At 72.1% G+C, this 15,036-nt stretch carries 12 protein-coding genes; 5 read left to right on the top strand and 7 right to left on the bottom strand.

Translation table 11 applies throughout. The annotated features are described in order from the left end of the window. Positions 1-116: 116 nt before the first annotated feature. Positions 117-767, top strand: coding sequence for a dephospho-CoA kinase (gene coaE, locus DAERI_RS00550; protein ID WP_103127540.1), 651 nt, complete (start codon positions 117-119; stop codon positions 765-767). Between the two features lie 23 nt (positions 768-790). On the opposite strand, the gene pyrG is transcribed toward coaE, so the two are convergent. Then, the gene (gene pyrG, locus DAERI_RS00545; protein ID WP_103127539.1) at positions 791-2,452 is read right to left on the bottom strand and encodes a CTP synthase; all 1,662 of its coding nucleotides are present in this window, start codon (positions 2,450-2,452) and stop codon (positions 791-793) included. 111 nt (positions 2,453-2,563) lie between these two features. Here pyrG and DAERI_RS21845 point away from each other — a divergent pair, with 111 nt between their 5' ends. Continuing rightward, the gene (locus tag DAERI_RS21845) at positions 2,564-2,767 is read left to right on the top strand and encodes a hypothetical protein (protein WP_133161933.1); all 204 of its coding nucleotides are present in this window, start codon (positions 2,564-2,566) and stop codon (positions 2,765-2,767) included. Positions 2,768-2,783: 16 nt separating this feature from the next. Here DAERI_RS21845 and DAERI_RS00540 read toward each other — a convergent pair whose 3' ends face one another. From DAERI_RS00540 to DAERI_RS00525, 4 genes are all read right to left on the bottom strand, one after another. After that, complete coding sequence (locus DAERI_RS00540; RefSeq protein ID WP_235610151.1) at positions 2,784-3,131, bottom strand: type II toxin-antitoxin system PemK/MazF family toxin; 348 nt, start codon at positions 3,129-3,131, stop codon at positions 2,784-2,786. After that, the gene (locus DAERI_RS00535) at positions 3,128-3,370 is read right to left on the bottom strand and encodes an AbrB/MazE/SpoVT family DNA-binding domain-containing protein (RefSeq protein ID WP_103127537.1); all 243 of its coding nucleotides are present in this window, start codon (positions 3,368-3,370) and stop codon (positions 3,128-3,130) included. The genes DAERI_RS00540 and DAERI_RS00535 overlap by 4 nt, the downstream gene beginning before the upstream one ends. A gap of 38 nt (positions 3,371-3,408) precedes the next feature. After that, positions 3,409-5,523 carry an SF1B family DNA helicase RecD2 gene (gene recD2 / locus DAERI_RS00530; RefSeq protein WP_103127536.1) on the bottom strand — a complete coding sequence of 705 codons (2,115 nt, stop codon included), beginning with the start codon at positions 5,521-5,523 and terminating at the stop codon, positions 3,409-3,411. 61 nt (positions 5,524-5,584) lie between these two features. Beyond that, positions 5,585-6,004: a Uma2 family endonuclease gene (locus tag DAERI_RS00525; RefSeq protein WP_165794017.1), complete on the bottom strand. Its 420-nt coding sequence runs from the start codon at positions 6,002-6,004 to the stop codon at positions 5,585-5,587. A 49-nt stretch (positions 6,005-6,053) separates the two neighbouring features. Here DAERI_RS00525 and DAERI_RS00520 point away from each other — a divergent pair, with 49 nt between their 5' ends. Genes DAERI_RS00520 through DAERI_RS00510 form a run of 3 tightly spaced genes read left to right on the top strand, consistent with a single transcriptional unit; the run spans position 6,054 to position 10,527 of the window. Beyond that, positions 6,054-7,241, top strand: a complete 1,188-nt coding sequence (locus DAERI_RS00520) for a metallophosphoesterase family protein (protein WP_103127534.1) — start codon at positions 6,054-6,056, stop codon at positions 7,239-7,241. Then, positions 7,238-9,970, top strand: a complete 2,733-nt coding sequence (locus DAERI_RS00515; RefSeq protein WP_103127533.1) for an AAA family ATPase — start codon at positions 7,238-7,240, stop codon at positions 9,968-9,970. The genes DAERI_RS00520 and DAERI_RS00515 overlap by 4 nt, the downstream gene beginning before the upstream one ends. Continuing rightward, positions 9,967-10,527: a type I phosphoribosyltransferase gene (locus DAERI_RS00510; RefSeq protein ID WP_235610149.1), complete on the top strand. Its 561-nt coding sequence runs from the start codon at positions 9,967-9,969 to the stop codon at positions 10,525-10,527. Before DAERI_RS00515 ends, DAERI_RS00510 begins: the two co-directional genes overlap by 4 nt. Positions 10,528-10,536: 9 nt before the next feature. On the opposite strand, the gene DAERI_RS00505 is transcribed toward DAERI_RS00510, so the two are convergent. Both DAERI_RS00505 and DAERI_RS00500 read right to left on the bottom strand, forming a co-directional pair. Continuing rightward, complete coding sequence (locus DAERI_RS00505) at positions 10,537-11,730, bottom strand: MFS transporter (protein ID WP_165794016.1); 1,194 nt, start codon at positions 11,728-11,730, stop codon at positions 10,537-10,539. Next, entirely contained in the window at positions 11,727-15,032 is a 3,306-nt protein-coding gene (locus DAERI_RS00500) for an SMC hinge domain-related protein (protein WP_103127532.1), read from the bottom strand. Before DAERI_RS00500 ends, DAERI_RS00505 begins: the two co-directional genes overlap by 4 nt. Between the last annotated feature and the right edge of the window lie 4 nt (positions 15,033-15,036).

The following is a 15,036-nucleotide window of genomic DNA, read 5'->3' as shown; positions in this document are numbered from 1 at the left end:
CCCCAATGCCCCAGGGGAAGAACGGGCACGTCACAGTTCTCCTGCCCCCGAGGGGGGAACGGGAGCGGCAGAGGCCCGCCTGCCCTTCTCCACTGTCACCCCCTACACTGGGCGCCATGTCCGCCCCGCCCCCCCCTGCTCACCCCCGGCGGCTGGGGCTGACCGGCAGCATTGGCGCGGGCAAAAGCACCGTCGCCCGCCTGCTGCGCGCCCGGGGCCTGACCGTCCTCGACGCCGACGAGCAGGCGCGCGAGGTGACCCGCGACCCGGCTGTTCTCGCCGAGATCGAGGCGACTTTTCCCGGCGTGGTGCGGGGTGGGGAGCTGGACCGGGCGGCCCTGGCGGCGAGGGTCTTTGGCGAGTCCGCCCGGCTGGCTGCGCTCAACGCGATCATCCACCCGCGCGTCCGGGCGCGGATGCTGGCCCTGGAGCAGGCCGCGGCGGCCCGCGGAGAGGAATGGGTCGTGCAGGACGTGCCCCTGCTCTTCGAGGGCGGGTTGGAGGCGCAGATGGACGCCGTGCTGGTCGTGGACGCCCCGCTCGACCTGCGGGTGGCCCGCGTAACCCGTCGCAGCGGATTGACGGCCCAGGAGGTGCTGGCAAGGGACGCGCGGCAGATGTCCGGCGAGGAGAAACGGAAACGGGCGACCTTCGTGCTGGACAACAGCGGTGATCTCGCGTCGCTGGAGGCGCAGGTGGACGCGGCGCTGGCGGCGTTGGGCATCCCCACCGACGACCAGCAGGATAAAAGCCCCAGCCGGGGCTGAGGCTTCTCTCGCGGAGTTGGAGTCTACGCCCCGGCCTTCTCCGGCTGGCTGCCCACGGCTGACCGCTGACCGCCCGCCAATGCCGCCGCCACGAATCCGGCAAAGGGTGGGCTGGGCCGCATCGGGCGGCTCTTGAACTCCGGGTGCGCCTGGAGCGCCACGAAGAAGGGGTGGCCGGGAATCTCGATGCTCTCGACCAGGCCCGCGCCCCGTCCCGCCACCCCGGGCGTCACGCCGCTGATGAGCAGGCCCGCCTCCTGGAGATCATCCACGTACGCCGGGTTCACCTCGTAGCGGTGGCGGTGGCGCTCCTTGACGGTGCCGCCCGCCGGAACGCCGTACAACTCGGCGATCTTCGTCCCGGCGCGCAGCTCCATCGGCCAGTCGCCCAGGCGCATGGTGCCGCCCATCCCCTCGACCTCCAGTTGCTCGGGCATCAGGTCGATCACCTTGTGGGGCGAGTAGGGGTCGAACTCGGCGGAGTTGGCCCCGGCCAGGCCCGCCACGTGCCGCGCGTACTCGATCACGGCGATCTGCATCCCCAGGCAGATCCCCAGGTAGGGCACCCCGCGCGTCCGGGCGTACTCGGCAGCCCGAATCTTGCCCTCGATGCCGCGGATGCCGAAGCCACCGGGCACCAGAATCGCGTCCACGTCCCCGAGCTGCGCCTCCAGGTCGCCCTCGGTCAGCTCCTCGGCGTTCACCCACTTGATGTTCACCCGGGCGTCGTTGGCGATTCCGGCGTGCGTCAGCGATTCGAGCAGGCTGAGGTAGGCGTCGGGCATTTGGGTGTACTTCCCAGCGAGCGCGATGGTGACCTCCCGCTGCGGGTGCTTGATGACCCGCACGGCGTTCTGCCACACGCCCAGGTTGGGGTGGGTGCGCTCCAGGCCGAGCAGGTCCTCGACCGCCTTGCCCAGCCCCTGCTCCTCCAGCGCGAGGGGCAGCTCGTACACGTGCCCCACATCGTAGGAGGAGAAGACCCGGTTCTCGCGCACCGAGGTAAAGAGCGCGATCTTGCGGGTGATGTCGGGCGGCAGCTTCTCCTTGGAGCGCACCATCACGATGTCGGGGCTGATCCCCACCGAGCGCAGTTCGGCCACCGAGTGCTGGGTCGGCTTCGTCTTGAACTCGTTCGACGTGCCCAGGTACGGCACCAGCGTGAGGTGGATGTAGAGGACGTTCTCGTCGCCCTCGTCGAACTTGAATTGCCGGATCGCTTCCAGGAAGGGCAGGCTCTCGATGTCGCCCACGGTGCCGCCGACCTCGATCAGGACGATCTCCGCCCCCGCATTCTCCCCGGCAACCCGGATGCGGCGCTTGATCTCGTCGGTCACGTGGGGGATGACCTGCACCGTCTGCGACAGATAATCCCCGGCCCGCTCGCGGCGGATGACCTCCAGGTACACCTGCCCGGTCGTGATGTTGCTGCCCGCCGGAATGTCGAGGTCGAGGAAGCGTTCGTAGTTGCCGATGTCGAGGTCCGTCTCGGCACCCGACGCCGTCACGAAGACCTCGCCGTGCTCGTAGGGCCGCATGGTCCCCGCGTCGATGTTGATGTAGGGGTCGATCTTGACCGCTGTGACCTTATATCCGCGCGCCCGCAGCAGCGCCCCGAGGGACGCGCTCGCCACGCCCTTGCCGAGGCTGCTGACCACGCCGCCCGTCACGAAGATGTATTTCATGCCTGACCACGAGCGCCCGCCCCACGCGGGGCCAAAAAGAAAAACCGGGGCGCTCGGCCTCCGGGACCCCATGGTAGCACGGGAGAGGGCGGCCCGGCGTACCCTGCTGGGATGAAGCGCCTGCCCCTTTTCCCGGGCGAGAAGTTGCACGCATCCTCTCGGCAAGAGGCTGCCGAAAAACGACGGGCAGAACAGGGATGTCAGACGCTTGACGCGGCTTTAACTGCCCACATCCAGGCGGAAAGTGGTGGGCCGAACGACCTGGATGAGGAGTTGGAAGCGGCGGGCGTGGACCACCTTCTGGGCCTGCGGTAAGGTCTGGCAGGCGACTTCACCCCAGTTGCAACAACGCCGCCAGCTTGCCGCCGACCTCCTCCAACACTGCTTCGGGCACCTCTGTCACGAACTCGGCCCGGCGCGCCCTCCAGTCCACACTCCTCGCGTGGTCACTGAGGACGACACCCCGCACGGCTCCACCCTGCGGCAAGGCAACCTCGAAGGGGTAAGCCTTCACGCGGCTCGTCACCGGCGCGGCGATCATCAGCCCCGTCAGGCCGTTGTAGCTCGCGGGCGTCAGGACCAGCGCCGGGCGCCGCCCCCCCTGCTCGTGCCCGGCGTGCGGCGTGAAGTTCAGCCAGACCAGATGCCCACGCCCCGGCACGTAAGGCGGCTCGCTCACCACTCTTCCTGGCCCTGTGGCTCGCCCCAGTCAGTTTCCTCATGAAGTTGATCGGGGCGAATACGCGACAGCAGGTCGTCAAGTTCATAGCGGGGTGGGCGCAGAGGCGTCACCACGAGCTGCCCTCCAGACACCCGAATCTCTACCGACGTGCTTTGCCCCAACCCGGCTTCCTCAGCGATCCCTTTTGGAATCCGGAGCGCGAGGCTGTTCCCCCACTTCTGAATCCGTCCCTTCATACTACCCCCTTGTAGACACAAGGAGTATACATTCTCAGCTACCGCCCCCGCACCCGTTCCAGCAGCGCCGTGTTGCGCTCCTCACGCTGGCGGAGGGCGGCCTTACTCCACGCGCTCGCCGAGCCCGCCGCGAAGAAGCGCTCGCGGGCGCGGGTCAGGGCCGTGTAGGCGAGATTGCGGCTGAGCATGGGCATGTGTGCCTCGTGCAGCACGCCGAGGACGGTGGGCCACTCGCTTCCCTGCGCCCGGTGGACGGTCAGCGCGTAACCGAGCTGGAGGTTGAACAGTTCCGCGCCGACGAGCTCCACCACGTTGCCGTCGAAATCCACGGTGAGGCGCCCGCCCTCGGCCTTGAGGACCGTGCCCAGCGTGCCGTTGAAAATCTCGTTGGTGTAGTCGTTCTTCGTCTGCACGACCACGTCGCCGGGTCGCGCCTCGCCGTCCGCGATGCGGATGCCCCCGTCGCCGGGGTTGAAGAGGCTTTGCAGATGGTGGTTGAGGAGCTCGACGCCGAGCGGCCCTTTGCGCATGGGGGTCAGGACCTGCACCTGAGTCGGGCCGCCGAGTTCGCGCACCATCAGGGCGACGCGGCGGGCGCCCACGTCGGGCTCCGTCTCGGTGAGGTTCAGGCGGCGGTCCCCCCACTCGGGCGCCTGGCCGTGCAGCAGACCGTGGGCGGCGCGGATGATGGGGTTCTCGGCGGCCTGACGGTACACGGTGGTCAGGCGGACGGTCGGCGCGGTCGCGGTGAGGGCGTGGAGGGGCAGCCCGGCGTCCACGGGTGGGAGCTGGTCGGTGTCGCCCACGAGCAGCACCCGCGCCCCGGGCGGCACGGCGGCGAGGAGCGAGAGCATCAGCGCGTCGCCGCACATGCTCACCTCGTCCACGATCAGGAGGTCGTAGGGCGCGGGTTCGAGGTGGTTGTGCCGGAAGCCCGCCGGGCCGTACCCGAGCAGGCGGTGGATGGTGCACGCGGGGCGCCCGGTGACTTCCCCCAATCGGCGCGCGGCCTTTCCCGTCGGGGCGCAGAGGCCGACCTCCAGCCCGAGTTTCTCGGCGAGGTCGGCGACGGCCCGGGTGGTCGTACTCTTGCCCGTGCCCGGCCCGCCCGTCAGCACGACGAGGCGGTGGTCTTCGAGCAGGTCGAGCACCTGCGCCTGTTCCTCGGACAGCCCTTTGGAGGCCCCCGCCGGAACCGTCCACTCGTCCCCGCCCGGCGGCGTAGCGAGCAGGGTGCGGATGAGCCCCGCGAGCTTCTTCTCCGCCCGCAGGACGTGGGGGAGATAGATGCGGGACTTGCCGCCCGGTGCGGGGTCGTCGGACAGGCGGCCGAGTTCGACGGCGGTATCAACGGCCATCTTCGCCTGCTCCAGGGTGACGCGGGTGTAGTGGGCCACGCCCCGTTCGGCCCGCTCGCGTGGCAGGAAACTGTGCCCGGCCTGCTGCCCCGCCTGCTGGAGGGCATACACGGCGGCGGCGGTCAGGCGGCGGGGGTCGTCATTCGCCCCGCCCGAGGCTTGCCACAGCTTGTCGGCAGTCACGAAGCCGATGCCCTCAACTTCCGTTAGGGCGAAGAGGTCCGCTTGCAGACGTTCCAGCGCCGCCTCCCCGAAGTGCTTCACCGCCCGCTGCGCCTGGGAGATGGAGAGCCCCAGCCCCTGCAACCCGGCGAGGAGGCGGCGTTCCAGGCCCTGCTGCGACCAACTGGAGGTCATCTTGTGGAGGGTGGATTGGGTGACGCCGGGCACCTGGAGGAGCTTTTCCGGCTCCCCCTCCAGCACGTCGAAGGTCGCGGGGCCGAACATCTTGGCGATGCGCCCGGCGAGGACCTTGCCCACGCCCCCGACCCGCGCTTCCAGATACGCGGCGATCCCGGCCTCCGTCAGGTCGGTGGGCTGGGCCTCCAGCACCATGTTCAGCACCCGGTACTGGTAGCCGTACTCGCGGTGCTCCTCCATCAGCACCTCGGCGCTGAAGGTGTCCCCGGCCTCCAGGGGGGGCATCACGCCGATCACGGTGGCGTCGGGGTCCTCGCCCTCGGCGTTGCGGAGTTTGGCAGTCATGACGGTGAAGCCGCTCTCGGCGCGGAAGCGGACCTTGTTCACGCCGCCCGTGACGCGAATGGGTTCGGCGGCGGGGGGAGCGGCGGGCATATGGGGCAGGATAGCGGGCCGGAAGCAGGGTGAAGGGAACGCACTTACCGTACTGGCAGCTCTACAGCTTTCGTAGGCTGGGAAGGGCCGTATAGGCGTGGTATTTCACGCACCGGTCCACAAACTCGGTGCGCGGCTCAATCACCTCCAGCAGGAAGAGGGGGGCGACGCCATACCACTCCTGCACGTTCGGCGTGGGGTAAACCGCCAAATCCGGGCAGAAGAAGCTGGGACGCTCGGGGATGTGCAGCTTGAACTGCGAAGACGCCAGCCACAGCTCGGGCCGGTCGCAGAGATTGAAGAGCTTCATCATCACGTTGGTGGTGATGAGGTTGTGGGCCGCGCTCGTCCCGTCCTCCTCGTGGGACTCGCCGTGCAGGCCGTACCAGTAGCCGCCGACGTACTCGCGGCGGAACTCGGATTCGATCTCGGTCCGCAGGTAGTCCTCCAGGCTGAGGGGGCCGTGCAGGAGGGGATGCATGGGGTTACGGTACGCCGCCAAGCTCGTCCACATGCTATCTTTTTCCGTCATGCGCGTACTTCACACGGCGGACTTCCACGCCGGGCGGAATCTGAGGGGCTTTGACCGGACGCCGGAGGTCCACGAGGCGCTCGTCGAAATTGCGGGCCTGGCGAGGAGCGAGCGGGCCGACGCCGTGCTGATTTCCGGCGACCTGTTCGACACGGTGAACCCCTCGGCGGAGGCGGAGGCGGCCGTCTTCGACTTCTTCCTGCGGCTGCGCGACGCGGGGATTCCGGCGGTGGCGATCGCCGGGAACCACGACTCGGCGGCGCGGCTGCACGGGCTGGCGGGCCTGCTGGGGTGGGTGGGCGTGCAACTCGTCGCCCAGCCCAGCGCCAACCCCCTCGACCTGATCCGCACCCTGGAGACGCGGGGTGGGGAAAAACTCACGGTCGGCGCCCTCCCCTTCCTGTCCGAGCGGCGGCTGGTGAAGGCGGCGGACGTGATGGGCGGCGACGTGGGCGCCTGGCGCCAGAAGTACCGCGAGGGGATGGGCTTTTTCCTGCGGAAGGTGGCCGAGGGCTTCCGGGGCGACAGCGTGAACATGCTGATGGCCCACGCCACGATGGACGGCGCCGTGCCCAGCGGGTCCGAGCGCACCATGCAGTTCGACCTCATGAACGCCTACACCCTCTCGCCGCTGCAACTTCCGGCGGAGGCGCAGTACGTCGCGCTGGGGCACGTCCACAAGCCGCAACAGTCGGGCGAGATGCCCCTGGCCCACTACCCCGGTTCAGTCATCCAGCTCGACTTCGGCGAGGGCGGCGAGAAGAAACAGGTCAATCTGGTCGAGGTGGAGGTCGGGCGCCCGGCGCGCGTGACCCCCATTCCACTGAGCAGCGGGCGCGAGTTGCGGACGGTGCGGGTGGGGCTGGAGCAGGTGGAATCGCGGCTGGCTTCCCTCACGGGTTTTACCGGGCTGGTGAAGGTGGTCGTGCAGGCGCCCTCGGGCACGGCCCTGCCGGGGCTCAAGGACCGGGTGCTGCGCCTGGTGCCCAACACGCTCGCGGTCGAACTCGACGCCGTGCAGGACGATCTCGCGCTGCCGAACCTCAAGCGCGAGGGCCTGAGCCTGACCGAGTTGTACGAGCGGTTCCACCAGGAGCGCCGCGGAGAACTCCCCGACGACCTGCGCGCCGCCTTCCGGGAGGCCGACGAGGCCGCGCGGGGACAAGAGGAAGAGGTGCCCGCTTGAGGCCCCTCAAACTCGAAGTTCAGGGCTTCACCGCCTTCCGGCAGTTCGTAGCGCTCGACTTCGCTGACCTGGAGCTGTTCGCGCTCGTGGGGCCCACGGGCAGCGGCAAGTCGAGCCTGCTGGACGCGATGACCTTTGCGCTGTACGGGAACACGCCGCGGCTGGGGGGCACCGGGCTGGACGCGCTGATCTCGCAGGGCGAGCGGGGGCTTTCCGTCAGCCTGACCTTCCAGGTCGGGGACGAGACGTACCGGGTGGCGCGTTCCAAGGGGCGGCGCCAGGCCGAGAACGAGGTGCGGCTGGAGCGGCGCGAGGGCGACCGCTGGGTGAACCTCAGCGACGGGGGCACCAAGGCGGTGAACGACCGCATCCGCCGCGCAGTGGGCTTGGACTTCAAGACCTTCGCCCGGAGCGTGCTGCTCCCGCAGGGCGAGTTCTCGCGGCTGCTGCACGGCACCGGCAAGGAGCGGCAGGCCCTGCTGGGCGAGCTGATGGGCCTGGAACACGTCAAGGCCATGCACGCCTTCGCGGGCGACCGGGCCCGGGAGTACAAGCACACGCTGGGGAGCCTCCACGCGCTGCTCGACGGCGAGTATGCCCAGGTCTCCCCCGAGGCGGTCAAGGCCCTGCGCGCCGAGCGGGAGGCGGTGGACGGGGAGGCCGAGCGGCTGACGGACTCGCGCGAACGACTTCAGGGGCAGGTCAACCGCCTGCGTGCGCTGGAGGGCGTGTGGAATGCCCGCGAGGACACTCGGCGGCGTCTGACCACACTCGAAAGCCGGGCGGAGAGCATCCGCGAGGGGGCGCGGCGGGCGGAGCGGGCGCGGCGGGTGGCGGGCGTGCTGCCCCTGCTCGACGCGGCGGAACGGGCCCGCATCGCGGCGGCGCGGGAGGCGGAGGAAGCCCGCCGCGCTGGGGAGACGGAGGCTCAGGCCCGGCGGGCGGTGCAGGCGGCGGAAGTCACGCTGGCCGCCGCCCAGGAGGCCGAGGCCCGCATTCCCGACCTCGAAGCGCGGGCGGAGACGCTGCGGGAGGCCGAGGCGGACGCGGCGCGCCTGAAACGTGCCGGGGGTACACCCCAGACCACCCACCCCTCCCCCCTCCCCTGGGACGAGGACGCGCACCACGCCGCTCGGGAGGCCGCCCAGAAGCTCGACACCCTGCGGCGCGAGCGGGTGCAACTGGAGACGGAGAAGACCGCTCTCACCGCCCAGAAAGCCCGCCTCGCCGCCGACGAGCAGCTTCAGGCCGACCAGACGCTGGAATGGGGCCGGGTGGAGCGCGAGGGCAAGGAGGCCAAGGCCCAATTGGATGCCGCCAAGGCCGAACTGACGGCGGCGCGGGAACAGGCGGGCCTGGCCGCCTACCGCCCGCACCTGCACCTGGGCCAACCCTGCCCCCTCTGCGAGGGGACGGTGAGGGCGCTCCCCGCCGCCCCCGCCGTCAACCTGGAGGAGCTGGAGGCGCGCGTCACGGCCCTGGACCGGACCCTGACCGAGCGGCGCACCCGCTACCTGGAACTCAAGGCCGAACTCGCCGCCCGCAAGAAGGCCATCGAGGCCAAGCGGGCCGAGGTCGCCGACTGGGAGGAGGCGCTGAGGGCGCGGGAGGCCGACCTGCGGAAGCTGGAGGGCAACATCACGGGCGATCCGCACGACCTCGCGCTGCGCCTGCTCGCGGGCCTGGCGAGGCAGGTGCGGGCGGCGGGCACGGACCCGGCGCGGGAGCGGGCGAAGCTCCTGGCCGAGGTGAAGGGCATCCGCTCCCGCCTGACCGAGGCGCAATCCGCCCTCGCCCGCGCGCAGAGTGCCCACGCGGCGGCGAGCGCGACCCTGAATTCGGCGCGCACCGCCGCGGGGGGCCGGGCCCGGGAGACGCGGGAGGCCCAGGAGACGCTGGACACCGCTCTCACGACCCTCGGTCTGGACGCCGCGCAGGCCCGCGCCGCCGCCCTGCCGGAGCCCGACATCGCCGCGCTGGAGCAGGCCGCCCGGACCCACGCCGCGCAGGTCGAGCAGCTCCGGGCGCAACTCGCGGAACTGGAGCGGCAACTGGGCGTCGAGCCCTTCGACCCCGCGCAGCTCCGGCAGGCCGAGCGCGACCTGATCGCCACGGACGCGGCCCTCAGCGGGGCGCGCGAGCGGGCCGGGAGCCTGGCCGAGCAGGAGCGGAGTGCCCGCGAGCGGCTGACCCGCAAGGCCGAGATCGAGGCCCAGGCGAAGGACCTGGCGACCAAGCTCGACACCTGGCAGACGCTGGCGAACACCCTGCGGGCGAACGAGTTCCAGCAGTACCTCCTCGCGGAGGTCGAGGCGCAGCTTCTGACGGGCGCGGGGACGCTCCTGCACGAGATCAGCGACGGGCGCTACCGCCTGGCGCTGGAGGACGGCGAGTACGTCGTGCAGGACCTCTGGAACGCGGGCGAGACGCGGGCGGTCAAGACCCTCTCCGGCGGCGAGACGTTCCTCGCCAGCCTCTCCCTTGCCATCGCGCTGAGCGACTACCTGGCGGGGAACAAGATTCTGGGGGCGCTCTTCCTCGACGAGGGCTTCGGCACCCTGGACCCGCAGGCGCTGGAGGCGGTGGCGAACGCGCTGGAGAACCTGCGGACGCAGGGCCGTATGGTCGGCGTGGTCACGCACGTCGAGAGCCTGTCCGAGCGGCTGCCCAGCCGATTGATCGTCACGAAGAGCGTGGCGGGCTCCAGCGTGCAGCGGCTGGACGGGTGAGGGTGGACCTGCTGGGGTTGCTGGCCGAACGGGGCGCGTTCCGGCGGGGGCACACGGTCTTTCGTCACGGCCTGCACGCGGATGGCTGGATCGAGAAGGGCGAGCTGATGCGCGACCCGGCGGGGCTGGACGAGGTGGCCGCCATGCAGGCCGAAGCTCTCCACGCCGCTTTTCCCGGGGCGACACTGCTGACCGGTGCCCCCGCCTGCGGCGCGGTGCTGGCCTCCTTCGTGGCCCGCCACCTCCACCTCCCGGTGGCGTTTCCCCTGACCGGCGAGGCAATGGGCTGGCACCGCATGCACATTCCCGAGCCCGGCGGGCGGGTCGTGTACGTGGATGACCTTGTGTGTACCGGCACGGACGCGCGGGCCGTCCTCGCCTTCCTGCGGCGGGAGGGGCACACAGTCCTGGGTGTGAGCGCGTGGCTCAGCCGCACCCCTCTGGACGGCGAACGGCTGGCGACGCTGACCCAGGCCCCTTTCCAGACCTTCCCGGCGGATGGGTGTCCCCTGTGTCAGATGGGCGTTCCGGTGATGTTTCGCGGAGTCCGGGAGTAGGCTGGGAACTCAGGGACGCGGCGGCGACACGGCCCCGGCCTTCTCCTGCCGCCCCACCCACCACAAGCCCGCGCCCGCGATCATCAGCAGCGCGGGGACGACGATCTGCGCCGCGAACAGGGATGAGGCGTCGGCCACGGCGCCCAGCGCAAAGGGCGCGAGCAGGATGGCGAGGCCGGAGGCCAGGGCCGCGCGGGCACTCGCCACGTCCTCCTGCCCCGGGGCGGTCCCCACCGCGAGCGAGAGCAGGGCCGGGTAGAGGTTCGCAATCCCGAGGCCAGTGACGAAGAGGCCGAGCACGCGGGTCACGGTGAAGTCGGGCAGCCAGTACAGCAGAAAGCCCAGCAGCGCGGTCAACAGGGAAAGGGCCACCACCCGGGGCGCGGGCCACACCGACACGAGCGCCCCACCCACCACCCGCCCGACGAGCATCGCCAGCAGGAAGGCGCCCGCGCCAGTGGCCGCCGCCGCCCGCGGGAAGCCCGCGACCACGCGCAGAAAGTCCGCCCCCCAGAACCCCACGCCGAACTCCACCGCCACGGCGAGGAGGAGCAGCGCCCAGTAGCGCCAGTAGCGGGCGGGCAGGGGGGTCCGTGATCTCGCGCCCCCGCCACTGCGCCCCGGAAAGGTAACCCGGCCAAACGCCAGGGCGAGTACCACCAGCGCCGCCACCGCGAACCACAGCACGGCGGGCCAACCCAGCCCGGCGGCGACCGCTCCCCCCACCGCCAGCGGGGCCAGGACGCCGCACAGGCTGGAGATGGCGTTGGCCTCCGCAAAGGCCCGTCCGCGTCCCTCCCCGTGGCGCCGGGCCAGCACCGCCGACACCTGCACGAGCGTCAGGGAGCCCAGCGTGCCCATGACCAGGGTGCCCAGCACGCTGAGGAGGAAGGTGGGGGCGACCGCGAGCAGCACGGCGCCGACCGCCATTCCCACCGCCCCGCCCCAGAGCAACAGTCGGTCCCCCAGGCGGGCCGCCAGCCGATCCGCCGTCACGCTGGCAACGAGCAGGCCGACCGCAAAGGCGCTCGTGTGCAGGCTCGCCTGGGCATACGTGAGACCCAGCTTCTCGCGCAGGAAGGGCACCAGCGGCCCCAGCACGTTGATCAGGAAGCCGAAATAGCCCAGGAGCAGGTAGACGGCCCAGGTAAGGGCATCCCGCTCGAAGCGGCGCTCCCCGGCGGCGACAGAGCGGGTGCTCACCGCGTTGGCGCCTCCTCCGCCTGGCGGATGCTCAGCACGCGGCTCGCACCCGTGTGGTCGGTCGTGACGCCCCACAGCGCGTTCGCCACCTCCATCGTCGCCTTCTGGTGGGTGACGAGCAGGAACTGGGCGCCCCGGGCCGAGAAGCGTTCGAGAAAGGCCGTGAAGCGGCGGATGTTCGCCTCGTCGAGCGGCGCGTCCACCTCGTCGAGGACGGCGAGGGGGAGGCCACCTGCGCCCCCCTCCCCGCCCGCGTGGTTCAGGGCGAAGAGGAAGCCCAACCCCGCCATCGTGCGCTCGCCCGCGCTGAGCAGCGTCATGGAGCGGGTGCGCTTGCCCTTTGGCTGCACGGCGAGGCGCAGCCCCGTGAGGCGCCCCGCCTCGTCGTGCTCGGGTTCGAGTTCGCCCTGACCGCCGAGCAGTTCGGCGCTGTATTCCCGGAACGCGGCGTTCACCCGGTCGAAGGCGGCCCGGGTAGCGAGGCCCTCGGCGCTCTCCAGCTCGGCGAGGTGGACGCGCAACTCGGCGGCGGCCTCCTCGGCGTCGTTCAATTCAGCGGTCAGGCGCTCCAGCTCGGCGCTCTCGGCGGCGTGATCGGCCTCGGCGCGGGCGTTGACGGGGCCCAGGCGCTCGAGGTCGGCGCGGCTGCGGGTCAGTTCCGCCGTCCACTCGCGGGGGGTGCCGGGCGGGCTGCACCCGTCGGGGATGGGTTCCAGGCTGCCCTCGCGCCGGGCGATCAGGAGCCGGGTGTCCTCCAACCGGGCGCGGACCTTGTTCTGCTCGCCGATCAGCGAGGTGTACGCCTGGGCGGCGGCGTCCCGTTCCCCTTCCGCGCGGGACAGCTCGTGTTCGTCGAGGGTGCCCAGGGCGGCCTCGCGGCGACTGACCTCGGCGGCGGCGGTGGCGAGGTGGGCCTCCTGGGCCGCCGTCGCCTCGGCATTCGCGGTCAGCCGCTCGCGCAGGTCGGCGGCCCGGGCCCGGGCAGAGCGGAAGGCCCGCCACGCCGCGTCGAGTTCGCGGGCGAGCGCGAGGGCTTCAAGCGCCGCGCGTTCGCGCCCGCGGTGTTCCTCGGCCTCCGTCCGGGCGGCGAGCAGGGCGGCTTCGAGTTCGGCGGGGTCGGCCAGCGGGCCCGCGGGCTGGGGCATCTGGGCGGGCGTCTCAGCCGACAACCGGGCGAGCAGGCGGTCGCGGTGGGCGCCCAGGCTGCGAAGCTGCGCCTCCAGCTCGGTCACGCGCCGCTCGGCCTCGCGCTCCTCGCGGGCGGCCCGTTCCCGGGCGGCGAGGAGGCCGTCGTGCCCGTCCGCATCCCCCGCGAGAACGCCCTGCACCCGCCCCAGCTCGGCGGCGAGGCGGGCCGTCTGCCGGTCCACGTCCTCCAGCTCCGCGCCAATCTCCTGCAAGCGGCGCTGGTCGGCGAGGATGCTGAACCCCGCGTCCCGCAATCTCCCGCCCGTGATCGCGCCGCCCGCCTCCAGCAGCTCGCCGTCCAGCGTGACGAGGCGGGGCCGGTTCGGATGCGCGCGGGCGAGGCGGTTCGCGGCCCGCAGGTCCTCCACCACGAGGGTGTCGGCCAGGATCGCCTCGCCCACCAAGGGCGGGTCGGTCGGGCACAGGTCGGCGAGGTTGCCGACCACGCCTCCCTCGCGCAGCAGCGCCCCGTCGCGGCGGGGCCGGGCGCGGATCAGGTCGAGGGGGAGGAAGGTCGCGCGGCCCCCCACCCGCTTGAGTTCCTCGATGATCTGCCGGGCGTCCTCACCCGTGTGAACGACGATCTGCTCCAGGCGGCGGCCCAGGGCGGCGGTCACGGCGGTCTCGTACTCGGCGGGGACGGTGAGGAGGTCGGCGACCGAGCCCACGATGCCGGGGTGCCCCTGGCGCAGGGCGTTGCGGGCCCCCTCGCCGTAGCGGGCGTAGGAGTCGAGGGTCTGCTCCAGCCGCTCGCGCTCGCGGCGCAGCGGGGCCACGCCCGCGTTCAGGCGGGCGAGTTCGTTCTGGAGGTGCCGCTCGTGGGCCTGGGCGTCGGCGCGGCGGGCGGCGAGGGTGGCGTAGGCGGCCTCGGCCTCCTCGCGGGCGCGGGTGGCGGCGGTCAGGCGTTCATGGGCGGCGGCCAGCGCCTCCTGGGCGTCCTCCAGGTTGCCCTCGGCGCGTTCGAATTCAGCCCCCAGCGTCTCACGGCTGGCGTCGGCGCGGGCGGCGGCCTGGGCGGCGCGGGCGGCCCCCTCGCGGGCGTGGATCAGCTCGGCGTCCAGCGAGCGGGCGCGGCGCTCGGCGGCCCCGGCCTCCGTGCGGGCCGCCGTCACGGCAGCCTCCAGCGCGGGGAGGTCGGGGACGGCCCCGGCGGGCGGGCTCTGGGGCAGGGCCGCGAGTTCAGCGCGCAGCCGCTCGGCCTCAGCACCCAGGTGGTCCCGGTAGCGGCCCGCTTGGGCGTGGGCATCTCTCGCCGCGCGCAGGGCGTCGAGCGCCCCGGCAAAGGCGTCGGCACGCGAGCGGGCGTCGCTCACCGCCTCGCGGGCGGCCTCCACCCGGGCGGCGGCGGCCTGCACCTCGGCGGCGAGGACGGTGGAGCGGGCCTCCAGGCCTTCCGCCTCGGCGCGCGCGGCGGCGATCTCGCGGCCCAGGGCGGCCTGCCGCTCACGCCTCAGGGCGTCCTCCAGCGTGAGAATGCGGGCCGTCAGGGCGCGGTGAGCGCGGGCATCGCGGGCTGCCCGCTCCAGCCGCTCGACATGCGCCGCCCGCTCCCCCTGCACCAGGCGCAATTGCTCCAGAGACAGCGCCGCCTCGCGCAGCCGCGCCTCCGTCTCCTGCCGGGCGGTGACGGCGCGCGACAGCCCCGCCGCCTCCTGCACGTAGCCCAGCAGCGTCCGGCCCTCGGCCTGCACGACGCCGCTCACCTCGCCCTGCCCGATCACGGCGAGGCCCCCCGGCCCCAGCCCGGTGCCCCGCAGCGCCCCCTGCACGTCGCGGACGCGGGCGGGGCGCCCGTTCAGGTCCTGCTCGCCGGTCCCGTCGCGGTACACCCGGCGGGTGACGTTGACCCGGCCCTCGGCGGTGAGCAGCTCGACCTGCACCTCCGCCAGGCCGAGGGGCGCCTTCCCGCCGCTCCCGTGGAAGATCAGCTCGGTGCCCCGTCCCGCCCGCAGCTCGCGCGCCCGGGCCTGGTGGGTGGCCCAGCGGATCGCCTCGACCACGTTGCTCTTGCCGCTGCCGTTGGGGCCGATGACGGCGGACACGCCCGGCCCGAATTCCAGCCGGGTGCGGTCCGCGAAGCTCTTGAAGCCCTGGAGGGTGATGCTCTGGAGCATGGGG

Origin of the sequence: Deinococcus aerius, from assembly GCF_002897375.1 — a bacterium.
GTDB classification, from domain to species: domain Bacteria; phylum Deinococcota; class Deinococci; order Deinococcales; family Deinococcaceae; genus Deinococcus; species Deinococcus aerius.
This window is presented reverse-complemented; position numbering and strand designations above follow the sequence as displayed.